15 protein-coding genes and 1 riboswitch are annotated in these 13719 nt (G+C 51.8%); of the genes, 7 read left to right on the top strand and 8 right to left on the bottom strand.

Annotation, left to right across the window (positions count from 1 at the left end; translation table 11 throughout):
• Positions 1-4 precede the first annotated feature (4 nt).
• From A462_RS0132695 to A462_RS06425, 3 genes are all read right to left on the bottom strand, one after another.
• Complete coding sequence (locus tag A462_RS0132695) at positions 5-223, bottom strand: hypothetical protein (protein WP_238544263.1); 219 nt, start codon at positions 221-223, stop codon at positions 5-7.
• Positions 223-534 carry a hypothetical protein gene (locus A462_RS34365; protein WP_157222857.1) on the bottom strand — a complete coding sequence of 104 codons (312 nt, stop codon included), beginning with the start codon at positions 532-534 and terminating at the stop codon, positions 223-225. The genes A462_RS0132695 and A462_RS34365 overlap by 1 nt, the downstream gene beginning before the upstream one ends.
• Before the next feature lie 535 nt (positions 535-1069).
• Positions 1070-2032 carry an arsenic resistance protein gene (locus tag A462_RS06425; RefSeq protein WP_008438051.1) on the bottom strand — a complete coding sequence of 321 codons (963 nt, stop codon included), beginning with the start codon at positions 2030-2032 and terminating at the stop codon, positions 1070-1072.
• A 92-nt stretch (positions 2033-2124) separates the two neighbouring features.
• Here A462_RS06425 and A462_RS35080 point away from each other — a divergent pair, with 92 nt between their 5' ends.
• The 4 genes from A462_RS35080 (at position 2125) to ppa (ending at position 4200) form a co-directional block, all read left to right on the top strand.
• The gene (locus A462_RS35080) at positions 2125-2559 is read left to right on the top strand and encodes a MerR family transcriptional regulator (protein WP_008438050.1); all 435 of its coding nucleotides are present in this window, start codon (positions 2125-2127) and stop codon (positions 2557-2559) included.
• A gap of 162 nt (positions 2560-2721) precedes the next feature.
• Positions 2722-2782: riboswitch (Fluoride riboswitch) on the top strand.
• A gap of 137 nt (positions 2783-2919) precedes the next feature.
• Complete coding sequence (gene crcB, locus A462_RS06430; protein ID WP_008438048.1) at positions 2920-3303, top strand: fluoride efflux transporter CrcB; 384 nt, start codon at positions 2920-2922, stop codon at positions 3301-3303.
• A 10-nt stretch (positions 3304-3313) separates the two neighbouring features.
• Complete coding sequence (locus tag A462_RS06435) at positions 3314-3667, top strand: DUF190 domain-containing protein (protein WP_008438039.1); 354 nt, start codon at positions 3314-3316, stop codon at positions 3665-3667.
• A gap of 2 nt (positions 3668-3669) precedes the next feature.
• Entirely contained in the window at positions 3670-4200 is a 531-nt protein-coding gene (ppa, locus tag A462_RS06440) for an inorganic diphosphatase (protein WP_008438038.1), read from the top strand.
• A 144-nt stretch (positions 4201-4344) separates the two neighbouring features.
• Here the strand turns inward: ppa and A462_RS06445 are convergent, their stop codons facing one another.
• Positions 4345-4878 (bottom strand): NUDIX hydrolase, encoded by a 534-nt coding sequence (locus tag A462_RS06445; protein ID WP_008438037.1) that lies wholly within the window; start codon positions 4876-4878, stop codon positions 4345-4347.
• A gap of 63 nt (positions 4879-4941) precedes the next feature.
• Entirely contained in the window at positions 4942-5295 is a 354-nt protein-coding gene (locus tag A462_RS06450; RefSeq protein ID WP_008438036.1) for a TraR/DksA family transcriptional regulator, read from the bottom strand.
• A gap of 542 nt (positions 5296-5837) precedes the next feature.
• Here A462_RS06450 and A462_RS0132690 point away from each other — a divergent pair.
• From A462_RS0132690 to A462_RS06460, 3 genes are read left to right on the top strand one after another with little or no spacing between them, the layout of a single operon-like run.
• The gene (locus A462_RS0132690) at positions 5838-7130 is read left to right on the top strand and encodes a sialidase family protein (protein ID WP_032899708.1); all 1293 of its coding nucleotides are present in this window, start codon (positions 5838-5840) and stop codon (positions 7128-7130) included.
• Positions 7130-7744: a hypothetical protein gene (locus A462_RS06455; protein ID WP_008438034.1), complete on the top strand. Its 615-nt coding sequence runs from the start codon at positions 7130-7132 to the stop codon at positions 7742-7744. Before A462_RS0132690 ends, A462_RS06455 begins: the two co-directional genes overlap by 1 nt.
• Before the next feature lie 49 nt (positions 7745-7793).
• Positions 7794-9833 (top strand): LTA synthase family protein, encoded by a 2040-nt coding sequence (locus A462_RS06460; protein WP_008438033.1) that lies wholly within the window; start codon positions 7794-7796, stop codon positions 9831-9833.
• A 126-nt stretch (positions 9834-9959) separates the two neighbouring features.
• Here A462_RS06460 and cfa read toward each other — a convergent pair whose 3' ends face one another.
• The 3 genes from cfa to A462_RS06470 form a co-directional block, all read right to left on the bottom strand.
• On the bottom strand, positions 9960-11135 hold the full coding sequence (gene cfa / locus A462_RS06465) for a cyclopropane fatty acyl phospholipid synthase (protein ID WP_032899707.1): 1176 nt from the start codon (positions 11133-11135) through the stop codon (positions 9960-9962).
• A 127-nt stretch (positions 11136-11262) separates the two neighbouring features.
• Positions 11263-12111 carry a universal stress protein gene (locus A462_RS33780; RefSeq protein WP_083853246.1) on the bottom strand — a complete coding sequence of 283 codons (849 nt, stop codon included), beginning with the start codon at positions 12109-12111 and terminating at the stop codon, positions 11263-11265.
• 15 nt (positions 12112-12126) lie between these two features.
• Positions 12127-13614: a SulP family inorganic anion transporter gene (locus tag A462_RS06470; RefSeq protein ID WP_008438030.1), complete on the bottom strand. Its 1488-nt coding sequence runs from the start codon at positions 13612-13614 to the stop codon at positions 12127-12129.
• Between the last annotated feature and the right edge of the window lie 105 nt (positions 13615-13719).

The raw sequence follows: 13719 nt of genomic DNA, 5'->3' as shown, positions 1-13719 counted from the left end.
AGGTTTAGCTCATGCGAGGTAGCGGTTGTAATCGGGTACGAACGATCCACCCCAGCAGCACAAAGCTTCCCCCCAGCAGACCGATATATCTAAGATCGACGTGGTCGATCAAAAATCCTCCGGCCATAGATCCCAGCATGATTCCCAGATTGATCGCGGTAACGTTCACTGCGCCGACCAGTTGAGCGCTGCTGCCCGCTCTTCGCAAGACATCGATACCCATCAACAACCCGGTCGTCGCGTGACAGCAACCCACTGCAACAATGCAGGTAGCGCTGATGATGAGCAGTTCAAGCTGATCATCGGGTTGAGTACAGGGAAAATCCAGATCAGGTAATCGACTCCCTCGCTGGAACTATCGGTAAAAATATGAGGCTTGCCCAACAGGTGTTGACCAAACAGGAACGCGGCTATGGTCACCGCTTCGGAAATGCCGTAGTCGAGCCACTGGTCGCCGTTCCGTTTGACCGTGAAGCCTACAGCAGAGTCATTCAGCGCATTGTCAGAGGCTTGTATTGGCAGCAAAGTGCCCAAATTCTTAGACCAGACGCAGAAATCCAAATTATCCCGGCACAATCCGTTACGCCTGAGCTCGGGGCGCCGATTAAGCTTCTACTATCGCGCGCCACGCGGGTAGAGCTCAACAACGCCACATTCGTCTACAAATTCATACTGGAAGACGATGACGCTAGCTTCTGGGGCCTCCAGTTCTTCGACAAGCATTTCGTCTTCGCGCTTGTGTCCCCGCAGACGGAACCGAAATAGACCAGGGGAGGTGTATTCCCTCTACTGACCAGCATTTGAATGGCCGTCGTCTCTGAACCCCGCAAACCAAGGACAAATCCTTGTGGTGGTTGGTAGTTCTGACGGCTCCTCACAGCTAAGCAGTCGCTTTAACCCAGTCCGTGTACCCCTTCGCACCACCGCCCGTCTGGTGTTGGCACATTGGCCGTGCTGTTTCTGATCGGCTGCGGCTTCGCACTGGTACCCGCACTTCAGGTGCGGGCTTCTTGGGGCGCTGCTCGGCGGTATCTCGGCCCACTTCACCCCCACCAAGTGGTGGTTGACGCTACGCTTCTCGCCAAACCAATGCAGGAATTACCCGGATGTAAATTAGCTCGCTGACCAATTCAATCAGCGTTTGGGTGATGACTGCTGCCGCAGCTAGCCCTCTGATTTCTTCGGGTAGAGCAAGTGCCAAGGGCAGAACCACCAACGAGTTCCGTGTCGAGCTACTGAACGCTACTGATCTTGCAGTGATGGCCGGCAATTTGAATGCTCGCGCAACCAGCGCTCCAACCAATGGTGCCATGAGCATGAAACCAATGTAGACAGGAATGACGGGCAGCAGCTTGTCCATGTCTCTGACCACCGCTGAAATCTGAGAGCCGATCACTACGACCAATACAGCCGCCATAGCCGGCACAGGCATCCAAGCCCAAGCATTGTTCCAACCCTCAACGACGCGTGACCTTTTTGCACCGGCAGCTGTTGCTACCGCCAAGACCAAGGGCAAAGCGATCAGCACTACGAAGGCCTCAACAAATGGGCCGACAGATATAACCACTGCCGAGTCATTACCCAGCATGAAGGCCAGATACAGGGGCAGTAGAACCAGCTGTAGCAAGAGTAGTAATGGCGTCGCCGCCAGAGTCAGTTTGGAGTCGCCCTTACCGATATGGGTAAACACCACCACATAGTCGATACAAGGCGTCAGCAAGACCAACAGTGCACCCACCAGAATCGCGGCGTGATCCTTTAGGCCCATGGTCAACGCCCAAACCAACAGGGGGATGGCGACGAAGTTGGCTGTGAGCAGCGCCGTCATGAAACGCTTGTTTGCGAGCCCTTCACGGAGATCCAGGAACGGGATCTGTAGAAACATGGCGTACATCAGCACAGCGATGGCTGGTGTCACCAACGCACCTAACGCTTGAGAGGCATTAGGTGCGAGCAGGCCTCCGATAGCCGCGACAATGACCGCGACGAAGTAGACGGGGATCTGGTTCTTTTCTAGCTGTTCTCTGTCCACGAAATGCCCTTAAACGCGTGAAATCAATTTTCGATTGAGCAGGGTAATATCTGTAGCCACTACAGGTTCAAGAAAATGCTTGGGGAATTCGCATGTCAGGAATTGGGGCGTTGTCTAAATCAACGGGTTGCCACATTGAGACGATTCGCTACTACGAGAAAATAGGCCTTTTACCGCCGGCCCTGCGGTCGACCGGCAGGCACCGAATCTACACAGAGAAGCACCGTTCAAGACTCGTGTTCATCCGTCAGAATCGTGAGTTAGGCTTTCCCCTCGACGATATACGAGAACTCATCGCGCTCGCAGCAGATGCTGATCGTCCGTGTGCTGACGCACTGTCCGTGGTCAAGAAACACTTGGCAGAAGTAGAGTCTAAGGTCGCTAAGCTGCAGCAGATCCGCGTAGAACTGCTTTCCATGGCTGGCACGTGTGAATCAACTTGCTTGGGTTCAAACACCCCAGATTGCACGATTGTTGAGTCCTTGTTCGAACCCGCAGTAGGAACACGTTCCAGGTGCTGCTCATGATCAAGGAGTTACAGTCGTTCGACATCACACCAAGCAGTCACGTCAGAAACGGCATTGGACGTTCTCAAACCACCGTCAACTAACGCGTCGCTTGAGCGCTCGTGGGAGCTGCGCTGCGAAGCCCGAAAAGGATATTGATGCCGATTGCTCAGATGCGGTAGGCTCAGGTTAGGAGATGGCATTCCTCCTTAAACCGCATTGTGCTGATGATGCCTACGTGAACCCTGGACAGGGTGCGTAGGTGTGCCTCCCTGTCCTCCAATTTAGGACAGGCTATGATTTTACTCCGCTGTTTCCTTCCCGCTTTTCATGCATCCCTCTACCTGTCAAACCACACAGGTCTGATGAGGAGAGATTGCTGTGTCTAAGTCATTAATCGTCATTGCCATTGGTGCCTCACTGGGAGCCTGGTTGCGCTGGATATTGGGCATGAAACTGAATGCTCTGTTCCCGACGATTCCTCCAGGTACTGTGGTCGCGAACATGGTTGGGGGTTACATCATTGGCCTGGCCATCGCCTTCTTGGCCGCTTCTCCTACCCTGAGTCCAGAATGGCGTCTCCTGATCATCACGGGTTTCTGTGGCGGCCTTACCACCTTCTCCACATTTTCAGCCGAAACGGTCGCCTTGATTCAGGAAGGCAGACTGCTATGGGCGCTCGGCTCAATTGCGTTGCACGTCTTAGGTTCGTTAGCGATGACCGCTGCCGGACTTCTTTCCTACCAAATGATTGGTACTCGCTGAGGAGATAGAAATGAAAGGCTTTATGGTCGTTTTCTTTACTCAACAAAACCGTCGCTATCAGGGAAAGATGCTAGGCGAATGGATCGTCGACGTGGCTAAAGAAATGGGTTTGCGAGGCGCCACGCTCTGCACTGGAATCGAAGGGTTTGGGCACACCGGAAAACTGCATTCATCGCACTTTTTTGAGCTGGCGGATCAACCCACGGAGATTCGCTTGGCAATCACGGAAGATGAGGCAGAACGGTTGTTCACACGACTGGACTCCGAGGAGATATCGGTGTTTTTCACTAAGACGCCAATCGAGATGGGCACCCTTGGAAAAACGCCTTCCAGCGCAGCCCCCTCCACAACTTCGGAGCTATGAACATGAGCTACGCGGACATCCCTGCTGGTAACGCGATCCCCGATGACTTTTTCACCGTTGTCGAGATTCCTGCAAACCACTCTCCGATCAAAAACGAAGTGGACAAGCCAAGCGGACAAATTTTCGTCGACCGCTTCCTAAGCACTCCGATGTTCTATCCGGCCAACTACGGGTTTATCCCGAATACGCTGAGCGACGATGGTGATCCGCTGGACGTCCTGGTGGTTTGCCCTTATCCCGTGTCACCTGGCGTTGTCATTCGCAGCCGCCCGGTTGGTGTGATGTACATGACGGACGAAGCTGGTGCGGATGCCAAGGTGATCGCAGTACCTCATGACAAGCTCAGTTCTATGTACCGCGACGTCAAGGAGTGCTCAGACCTCCCTGCATTACTCCTCGCACAGATCCAGCACTTCTTCGAAAGCTACAAGGCATTGGAGCCGGGCAAGTGGGTGAAGATGGGCCGTTGGGGGAGCGCAGATGAAGCGCGGGAAGAGATTCGTAAGTCGGTTGCTGCATATATCCCCAAATAGACTTACGCCAGATTCAAATGCCTCTGTCGGAGGATCGCGCTGAGGTTCTTGCATTATGCTGGGCCTCAGCTGCTCCGATCATCAAATATCCGGGGAAACACACGCAGGGAATGAAGGAACGATGTTCACTCGCCCATCCCCCCCTTAACGGCTGATTTGCACCAGCAACTCCGTAGCAACTTTTTTCAGCATGAAAGTTTCGCGCTGAATGGACTGCCCCATCGATGAATCCTGACGCTGCATAACGGCTTCATTGTGCGTGATGGCTTCATGCAGGTTGATCCAGACAGGCCGCATACCATTAGCGATTTCGTGGCTTTCCATTCTCACGGGCTCTAGCTGGGGCGCTACTTCGCATTGATAAAAATGCGAGGTCATGTGCATCAGATCGTACTGTGGCTTCCAGTAGGGCCGGTACTCCTCAATATAGCCGTAGTGCTGGAGCACCTGAATTTCACGAGCACCAGTCTCTTCCTCAAGCTCACGCTTCAGGCCTGCGACAATGTCTTCGTCACAATCAAGGCCGCCGCCAGGAAAGCTGAAATCGTTATAGCGCTCGGTGAACAGCAACAGGATCTGTTCATTCCGCATCACTATGCCGCGTGCTGCGTGTCGACGGAATACTCTGCCCTGTTTGGATTTCAGCTCGGGGTGAACAATTTCAGTTATGAGTTGCATGTGGTCTTCAGCTCAAGCGAGTGATGGGGGCCGAATCAATTTTTCAGCATTTTTCAGCGGTTTTTAGTTGCCCTTTTCGACTTGTTGAGCGCATCCAATGCACAGCGCAGTGGCTGGATCGAAATCCAGCCTGCCTTGAGCTATTAGCTCGTCGCACTCGACGCAATAGCCATATAGGCCTTCGTCAACTCTTCGAAGCGCGGCCTCAATACGTAGTCGCTCACCCCTACCTCGGGCTCGGTTGGCGTCCAGCATGGCTTGTTGCTGCAACGCATCCATGCGCGAGAGTCTACCTACCTTGCTTTGATCTAGCTCTATGGACTCGCGTGATTGTGCTGAGGACTCAAAATTTTCCAATTCAACCAAGCGGGCAAGTAGCAAATCGCGAGCGTGTCTCAATTTAATCTCATCACTCATGGCAATGCCTACTAATGCAGTCTAGGGGCGTTAGGTGCGAGGCACCTCCGTGAACGCTGCCGGTTGGAACTCACGAAAACGGCTGTGGATTGGCGGAAGGAAGACCGCCCATGCCAGCTATCCGACGGCCTAAAATTTGTGTGCGTTGACGCATTGCTGGCATTCCATGGATCAAACCTAACAGAGGTGTCGATAAATAGTCACGCCCTCGATCTAGACAGTGTCTGGCATAGCATCTGTGCTTGTGATCACGCAGGAGAGCTGGATATTACGTGCGGTAATGATTGCCAAACTCGAAATCCATGGTAACAAATCGATACCTCAAGACAGGTAGTTGCGGTTGCGTCTAGGGGACTGCTGGGCGATGATTTGGCCCCGTTGTTAAGCATCTAGTCATTTCGTTCTCATTTTGAGTTGAGTCAGGCCCTTGTAGAAACCACGCAAACACCACTTCGCCATGCCTCCTCCGCTGAGGTATGTGTCCGGTCGCTTCCTGCTTATTAATCAGGAGCGTCGTGTGTTTGTGTATAAATGGTTTATAAATGCGCTTGAACAATATTTTTCTCAGCTCGGCTCTTGCTCTCCCGATTTTTGCTGTATTTGCTGCTGCTTGGTGGCTCCATCCTGATCGCCCTATCTCGGGTTTTTCCGTCTCAGCAAATGTCGATCAAAACGGAGCTAGCGCTCAGGCACCTTTTTACAGCAGCAGATTTGCCTCCTCGGATCTTGAAGAATTTGTACACGCCTCGTCGGTGGCGGCACTGCCAGATGGCGGTCTAATGGCTGTATGGTTTGCTGGCTCACGAGAAGGTGCAGCCGATGTACAGGTTCGCGGCGCTCGCTACGACACAGAAACTGCTGAATGGGGTGATGAACTCGTTCTTGCGACGCGAGAGTCGACCCAGAGTGCGACTCAAAAATACATACGCAAATTGGGCAATCCGGTTATTGCCTTGGCGCCCGATAACCGTCTGTGGCTCTTCTACGTGTCAGTCTCAGTAGGTGGTTGGGCTGGAAGCGCAATCAATGCAATGTACTCGGACGATTTGGGTAAAAATTGGTCACCCCCTCAGCAACTAATTACGACTCCCTTTTTGAACATCAGCACGCTCGTACGCAATGCTCCGATATTTCATCAGGATGGCACCATCGGTTTACCTGTCTACCATGAGTTTTTGGGGAAATTTGCTGAGTATCTTTACATCAGTCCCACAGGGAGTGTGATTGATAAAAGCAGAATCAGCAGAGGTAAGCACTCATTGCAGCCTACAGTTGTGCCCATGGATGAGCGTAACGCGGTCGCCATGTTGCGTTACGCCGGCGACACCTTCCACAAAGTGCTCGCGAGCCGAACGGAGGATGCAGGGCATACTTGGAGTGAGCCTTATCCACTTGACCCTGCTAACCCAAACTCATCACTTGCTGCAGTGGCAACACCTAATAACGGCTTGTTGGTCGCTTTGAATGATCTGAAGGACGGACGATTCCGACTTCGCCTAATGGGCACTAACTCTAGGTTGGATTTCTGGAAGCCTTTGATCAATTTGGATGAGTCTCCCGACCCAGAAGGTAATCCGTTTAGCGCTGAAGCATACCGGGAAATCATCGGCGACAAGTTCCGCCTATCCAGTGGCCCTCGAAGAGAAATGCTTGTTGATAAGTTCTTGGTGAACCTTGACCAGCGTGTCTGCGAAGAAACCGGTTGCAATTTCGAATATGAATATCCCTATTTTATCAAGAGTGCCGAGGGTCTCTATCACCTCGTTTACTCATGGAATAACACGTTCATAAAACATGTCAGCTTCAATGATGCCTGGCTAGAGGAGCAGCTCTGATGCTTGATCTTTGGCAAGCGCATTTGACCCTCGCGCTACTCGCATTCGTTGTTACTCCAAGATTTGGCCTACGTCCAGGTACGCAAGTGATATGGCTGCTCGTCTTGCTGGGAGTCAGCTTTATTTCAATAAATGGGCTCTCGTTAGCAGCCTACGTTCGCAGCTTCACGGACGATATTGCCATCACGTCCCTTGTGGCGCTGGGATTTGCTGCTGCGGTACGTATAGGACTAGCGACGAGGCAGGATAGAACGGCTCGCTTGCAGCTACTGATCCCTTTAGCGGCGCTGGCCCTCTTTCTCTATCCGGCCACGATGGGGATGACCTACTTTGATCCATATCGACTGGGTTACAACCCGCGACCGTTGATCATGATTATCGGCGCGACGACGTTGGGGCTGATGGTGTGGAGAAACTGGCTGGGGGCCTGCATGTTCGGCCTGGCCACTTTGGCCTTCAGCTTGGGCGTTAAACCTTCCCCGAATTACTGGGACTATTTGCTCGACCCATTCATTGCTCTCTACTGCTGGGGAGCGTTGATTGGATACGCGATTAAGATGATCTGGCGCGGCTTGTCCGCACGACGAGAGTTCACGCTGCCGATACGTGTTTGATGGCTAGGCAAAACCACATTGATAGTTCTATAGATTGAGGATTCAAACGATGGGTTGGCTTCACTCGAGGCGCTTGCACTACTGGGTTGGTGCAGTAGCCATCCTTTTCGTAACGCTGGCGGCATTGCGCGGGCTGTTCTTCATAGGTTTCTCGGGATTCGCAGCCAGCGCTGTGAGCGAAGTTAAGGCAGTACCGGAAACCCTCGGAATAGGGCTGCGGTTTGACCTTCGCTTGGCAATCCTGCTGATGTTACCCGTTGCCCTGCTGGCGTGGTTGCCGGTGTGGAATCTGACACGCTCACGTGTAGTTCGCTGGTTGGCACGGCTCTACCTTGCGCTGGGGCTCGGCGCAGTAATGTTGATCTATATCGTCGACTTCGGTCACTACGCCTATCTGGGTGTGCGCATCAATGCGACCGTATTACGGTTTCTAGAAGACGCGCAGATCTCAACAGACATGGTCTGGCAAACCTATCCTGTGGTGTGGATTAGCCTTGGCTGGGCAGCTGTTACAGCCGTGATTTTTTGGCTATTGCTGCGTCTTGAGCGAGTGACCCTGGATCGTCCGGCAAAGCCCATCAGCCGACTCTCTCTGACCTGGGGCAGCGCCCTGATGGTAGTGGCTGTCTTCCTCGGTATTCTGGGCCGCGTCGAGAACATCAATCTGGAAAACCCGGTACCGCTTCGTTGGAGCGACGCCTTCTTCTCTGGCGACAACCAAATTTCAGCTTTAGGCCTGAACCCGGTGATTTTTCTCTACGACACTTTGAGGGTACCCAGTAAGCCCTATGATCGGGAGCAGGTCGCAGCACACTACGAGGTTGTAAGCCACTATTTAGGGGTCGACCAGCCTGACATAAAAAGCCTGAATTTTAGTCGCTTGCAGCCCCCGCAGCCCTACGCTATCGCGGGCGAGCAGCAACCGAATGTGGTTTTCATCATGCTCGAATCCTTGGGCACCAGCGCGGTGGGTGCTTATGGCAATCCGCTGAATCCCACCCCGAATATTGATCGACTGGCTAAAGAGAGCTGGTTCTTCAAGAACTTCTATGTGCCAGTTACCGGAACAGCGAAAACCGTATGGGCCAGTATCTCCGGCGTACCTGACGTCTCTCGTCAGGAAACGGCAACGCGCAACCCCCTAATCACTCGTCAGCACAGCTTGATCAATGCAATGCAGGGTTACGACAAGTATTACATGATCGGCGGTAATTCAGGCTGGGCCAATATGAATGCCTTGATTCGTCAGAGCATCGACGATATCCAGCTGTTGGAAGAACGTCACTGGAAATCACCAATCGTCGACGTCTGGGGTGTTTCGGATTTGGATCTGTTCAAGGAAAGCGACAAGATCCTTCGCCGGCAGGCTGAGGGCAAACCCTTCTTTGCCTATATCCAGACTGCGGGTAACCATCGGCCTTTTACCATCCCCAATGAGAACGACGGCTTCGAGGTGCTTGATTTACCTTTGGAAACCGTGCAGAACGCGGGCTCTCGCAGCGTGGCTCAATACAACGCGGTACGCCTGTTGGACTTCAACATTGGGCGCCTGATGGAAATTGCTCAAGAAGGCGGTTGGTACGAGAACACGATTTTTGTCATGTTTGGTGACCACAATACACGTATCAGCCAGATCCCGCATATGCCACCGGCATTCGAAAAACTGGGGCTTGAGAGCAATCATGTGCCCTTGCTGATCCACGCTCCGAAACTGCTGGAACCAAGAGTGATTGAAGAAGCTGTTGGTTTGGTCGACCTGCTGCCCAGTGTCCTCGGCATGGCCGGTATTGAGTTTCGCAACGGAGCGATGGGGCGAGATATACAGCAGCCAGCTACAGAAGGAGAGCGGGTGGTTCCTCTGGTGCTTAGAGAGGGTACGTTCCCGCTGATCGGTGGCGTGACAAAGGACTTTCTTCTGCAAATGCAGCACGATGGTAGTCAACCAAGCCTGCATGATATTGCTTCGCAAGAACCACTAAAGGACGTTGCTGACCAACACCCTGAAGAATTTCGTCGTCTGCTCGCGTTGACGCGAGGTCTGCATGAGACCTCACGACTGATGCTCTATCAGAACGTCAATACGGATTGAGTATTCATCGTGGAGGCCAGTCATGCTGAGCCTCCGCTCGGATATGAAGATCAACCTCGCATGGCTGTGAACCTCCAGATCGTGCGCTCCATCGAGCGGCGATCCGGGCCAGTACGATTGCACCGGTTATATTTCGGTGCTCAGAGTCGGCCTCAAGTAGCCGCCCATGACGCCTTCTTTTGAGAGAACCCACTGCCAGAGCTGAATATCCCGCGCACGAAACGCTCCAGCACACGACAACAGGTAGTAGCGCCACATTCGGTAGAATCGGTCACCTAACTCTGCTGAAAATTGTGGCCATGCGGCTTCAAAGTTGGCGTGCCAAGCCATCAAGGTCTTGTCGTAGTCAGCGCCAAAGTTGTGTAAATCCTCGACCACAAAAAGTCCGCCGGCAGCATCCCCGATCTGGCCGATTGATGGCAGGTCACCATTCGGAAAAATGTACTTATCGATCCACGGGTCTGGCGTAGTGTTTCGCTCATTTTTACCTATGGTGTGCAAAAGGCACAATCCGTCATTTACAAGGCAACGCGATGCGACCTCCATAAACTCCCTGTGATTTTTACGTCCGACATGCTCGAACATCCCTACGCTGACGACTCGGTCAAAAGCGCCATTTACTTCTCGATAATCCTGCAACCTGAATTCCAGTGGCAATCCAGCGTAACGTTTTTTTGCCCATTCAGCCTGTTCTTTAGAGATGGTCACCCCTACGCACTCGACACCGTAGTGTTCAGCGGCGTACCCCATAAAGCTCCCCCAGCCGCAGCCGATGTCAAGGACTCGCATTCCAGGTTCCAGTTTAAGTTTTCTGCAAATCAATTCGAGCTTGGCTTCCTGAGCTTCTGCAAGATTGCTAGCGTTTTCCCAGTAGCCGCAGGTATAAGCCATTCTTGGATCAAGCATGGCAGCATAGAAATCGTTGCCTAAATCGTAATGTGCTTCGCCCACCTGCCAAGCTCGCGTTGTACTCTGGCGGTTAAGCAACCGGACGCGCAGCGCATGAAACACAAGCTTGAAAGGCTGCACATGCTGATCGAGATGCGCCCGTAGGAGGTGACAGAAAAACTCGTCTAGACTTTCTGCATCCCAGTCACCATCCATGTAAGCGTCACCCAGCCCCAAGCTTCCATGTGCAAATGCTCGTTCAGGAACGTTACTCGCTTTAAGGTGCATATCCCAAGGACGATTACCGCCAATGCGTATATCTGCTTGCTCAAGCAATTCAACAGTCATCCTATGAATGTTGGAGTTAGGAGAGATAAATGCTGTCGATGGATTTGTTAGTGATTTCTGAGTCATTGATTAAATCCCGTGTTATGCCTCTTATTAAGAAGAGCTTCAAACATGGGTGGCCTCGAAAAATATGTACGAGGCAACCTTTTCCAATGTGTGGCCGTCAGCGCAGCACCTTCTCGGCGGCTAGAAGCTAACGTAAGAACAGCATGGGAATTGTTGCTTTACGCAAGGTTTTACTTGTTGCACTACCGACAAAAAAATTTTGGATTTTGGAGTGTCCGGATGAGCTCATTACCAACAGGTCTATTCTCTCCTCCTCACAATAGCGCTCAGTAACGACTGCAACCTCTCCAGGCATTACCGCTGCCTGCACACTGAAGTTTTCATTCTGTAGTAAGTTTCTTGCTATATCGACCTCACGCCAAGCCGTTTCTGATTCCTGATCGATCATCAATATGTGGCATCGAAGCCCCCTCAAAAATGGACTTTGCGCAATCGTCTCAACACTTTTAAGGCCCGTCTCGCCTCCATCGAAAACCAACAAAAAGCTTCTAGGTATATTGAACTGGGAGGGCGTTACGAGCACGGGCCGTTTGAGTTTTAGAATGACATTCTCTACCTGTATTCCGATGTGCTCGCTTGGCGCTTCTCTGCCGTGTCCGTTTCGCCCAATAACCAACAGCCTGATTTCGCTTTCAAGTTCTTGAATGCAGTCAACTAAACGTCCATGGCGCTGCCGGCCTTGGGGGTGCACGATACCAAGTTGGTCTACACGGTGCTTCGCTGCCTCAAGCAGATAATTTCCATGGTCTTTTGCTAGGGCAGTACGTTGTTCATCGAGTTTTGCAAGATCGTGCAGCAGTCGCTTTCGAATGCCGATGCCAAGGGTGCCGCTGAGATCTGAGGGAGGAGCAGATTCTTCTGTCAATGCGTGTAAAAAGGTCAGCGGCGCGGCCAGGCGAACACTTGCCCATGCAGCATAATCACATACTGCAGTTGATGATGCTGAACCATCAATGCAGGCCATAACGTGAGTCATCGAATGCTCCATGAATCAGTGGCCCATCAACTGATCGATAGCGTCAGGTTTATCGTGGACTCCGAAACGGTCAACGATAGTCGCACTAGCCTCATTAAGGCCCAGCACCTCAACCTCAGTGCCTTCACGCCGGAATTTGATGACGACTTTGTCCAAAGCAGCAACCGCTGTAATGTCCCAAAAGTGTGCAAGGGTGAGGTCAATGACGACCTTTTCCAACGCTTCTTTGAAGTCAAACGAATCAACAAATTTGTCCGCCGAGTTGAAAAATACCTGACCAACCACAGAGTATCTACGTTCGTTCCCGTGTTCGTCGATTTCAGAGCTTATGTCCATGTAATGGCCGATCTTGTTGGCAAAAAACATTGCCGCAAGCAACACACCTACCAGCACGCCGTAAGCAAGGTTGTGTGTTGCGACAACCACGATAACAGTGGCTACCATGACAATATTGGTCGATAACGGATGCTTTTTCAGGTTGCGCAGTGAGTCCCAACTAAAGGTTCCAATAGCTACCATGATCATCACGGCTACCAACGCGGCCATCGGAATCTGCGCAAGCCACTCGCCTAGGAATACCACCATAAGCAACAGGAAAACACCTGCTGCCAAGGATGATAGACGTGTGCGTCCTCCAGATTTCACATTGATGATTGACTGGCCGATCATTGCGCATCCGGCCATACCACCTAAGAGGCCCGACGCGATATTTGCAATCCCTTGGCCTTTGCATTCGCGGTTTTTATTACTCGGTGTATCAGTCAAGTCGTCGATGATTGTTGCGGTCATCATCGACTCTAACAAGCCGACCACTGCAAGAGCTGCTGAGTAAGGAAAGATAATCGCCAACGTTTCGAGATTGAGCGGCACATCCGGCCAAAGGAAGAACGGCAGAGTGTCCGGTAACGAACCCATGTCTCCTACGGTGCGGATATCAAGCCCAAGGTATATGGCAATTGCGGTCAATACGATGATGCAGACCAAGGGCGACGGAAGGAGTTTTCCGATCTTGGGCACATGAGGGAACAGGTAGATGATGCCCAGCCCCGCCAGCGTCATAACATAAACGTGCCATGTAACATTGGTTAATTCTGGCAGTTGAGCCATAAAAATCAGAATGGCTAATGCGTTAACAAAACCTGTGACCACAGAGCGAGAGACAAACCGCATCAAACTTCCAAGCTTCAAGTATCCGGCTATAATTTGCAAGACACCTGTTAGCAACGTCGTAGCAAGAAGATACTGTAGCCCGTGATCTTTTACCAAGGTAACCATTAATAGCGCCATGGCACCTGTTGCTGCGGTAATCATCCCTGGTCTTCCCCCTACAAAGGCGATGACAACAGAGATACAAAATGAAGCGTAGAGCCCCACTTTCGGATCGACCCCTGCGATGATCGAGAATGCTATTGCCTCTGGAATCAGCGCAAGGGCTACGACGATACCGGCCAGCAAATCGCCTCTTATATTGGACAGCCAAGATTGCTTTATTATTTGAAGCATTCGATTCCCCGTAAATAGATGCACTAAAAATTGGATACCTATTAAAAAGTTTCCATCGAGTATTTATGGCATATTTTAGCTACATAGCATTTGTCTTTTAATTTA

It is taken from the genome of Pseudomonas sp. Ag1 (assembly GCF_000278565.1).
In the GTDB taxonomy this organism is placed as follows: domain Bacteria; phylum Pseudomonadota; class Gammaproteobacteria; order Pseudomonadales; family Pseudomonadaceae; genus Aquipseudomonas.
The sequence above is the reverse complement of the archived record's forward strand: the minus strand, read 5'-3'. Positions and strand labels throughout refer to the sequence as shown.

Excerpts from the sequence above, each read along its gene's own strand:
- A462_RS06470 (WP_008438030.1), bottom strand. The coding sequence starts at position 13,614 with ATGCTTCAAATAATAAAGCAATCTTGGCTGTCCAATATAAGAGGCGAT.
- A462_RS06455 (WP_008438034.1), top strand. The coding sequence starts at position 7,130 with ATGCTTGATCTTTGGCAAGCGCATTTGACCCTCGCGCTACTCGCATTC.
- ppa (WP_008438038.1), top strand. The coding sequence starts at position 3,670 with ATGAGCTACGCGGACATCCCTGCTGGTAACGCGATCCCCGATGACTTT.
- A462_RS06435 (WP_008438039.1), top strand. The coding sequence starts at position 3,314 with ATGAAAGGCTTTATGGTCGTTTTCTTTACTCAACAAAACCGTCGCTAT.
- A462_RS33780 (WP_083853246.1), bottom strand. The coding sequence starts at position 12,111 with ATGACTCACGTTATGGCCTGCATTGATGGTTCAGCATCATCAACTGCA.
- A462_RS06460 (WP_008438033.1), top strand. The coding sequence starts at position 7,794 with ATGGGTTGGCTTCACTCGAGGCGCTTGCACTACTGGGTTGGTGCAGTA.
- A462_RS0132690 (WP_032899708.1), top strand. The coding sequence starts at position 5,838 with ATGCGCTTGAACAATATTTTTCTCAGCTCGGCTCTTGCTCTCCCGATT.
- A462_RS35080 (WP_008438050.1), top strand. The coding sequence starts at position 2,125 with ATGTCAGGAATTGGGGCGTTGTCTAAATCAACGGGTTGCCACATTGAG.
- cfa (WP_032899707.1), bottom strand. The coding sequence starts at position 11,135 with ATGACTCAGAAATCACTAACAAATCCATCGACAGCATTTATCTCTCCT.
- A462_RS06450 (WP_008438036.1), bottom strand. The coding sequence starts at position 5,295 with ATGAGTGATGAGATTAAATTGAGACACGCTCGCGATTTGCTACTTGCC.
- A462_RS0132695 (WP_238544263.1), bottom strand. The coding sequence starts at position 223 with ATGGGTATCGATGTCTTGCGAAGAGCGGGCAGCAGCGCTCAACTGGTC.
- A462_RS06445 (WP_008438037.1), bottom strand. The coding sequence starts at position 4,878 with ATGCAACTCATAACTGAAATTGTTCACCCCGAGCTGAAATCCAAACAG.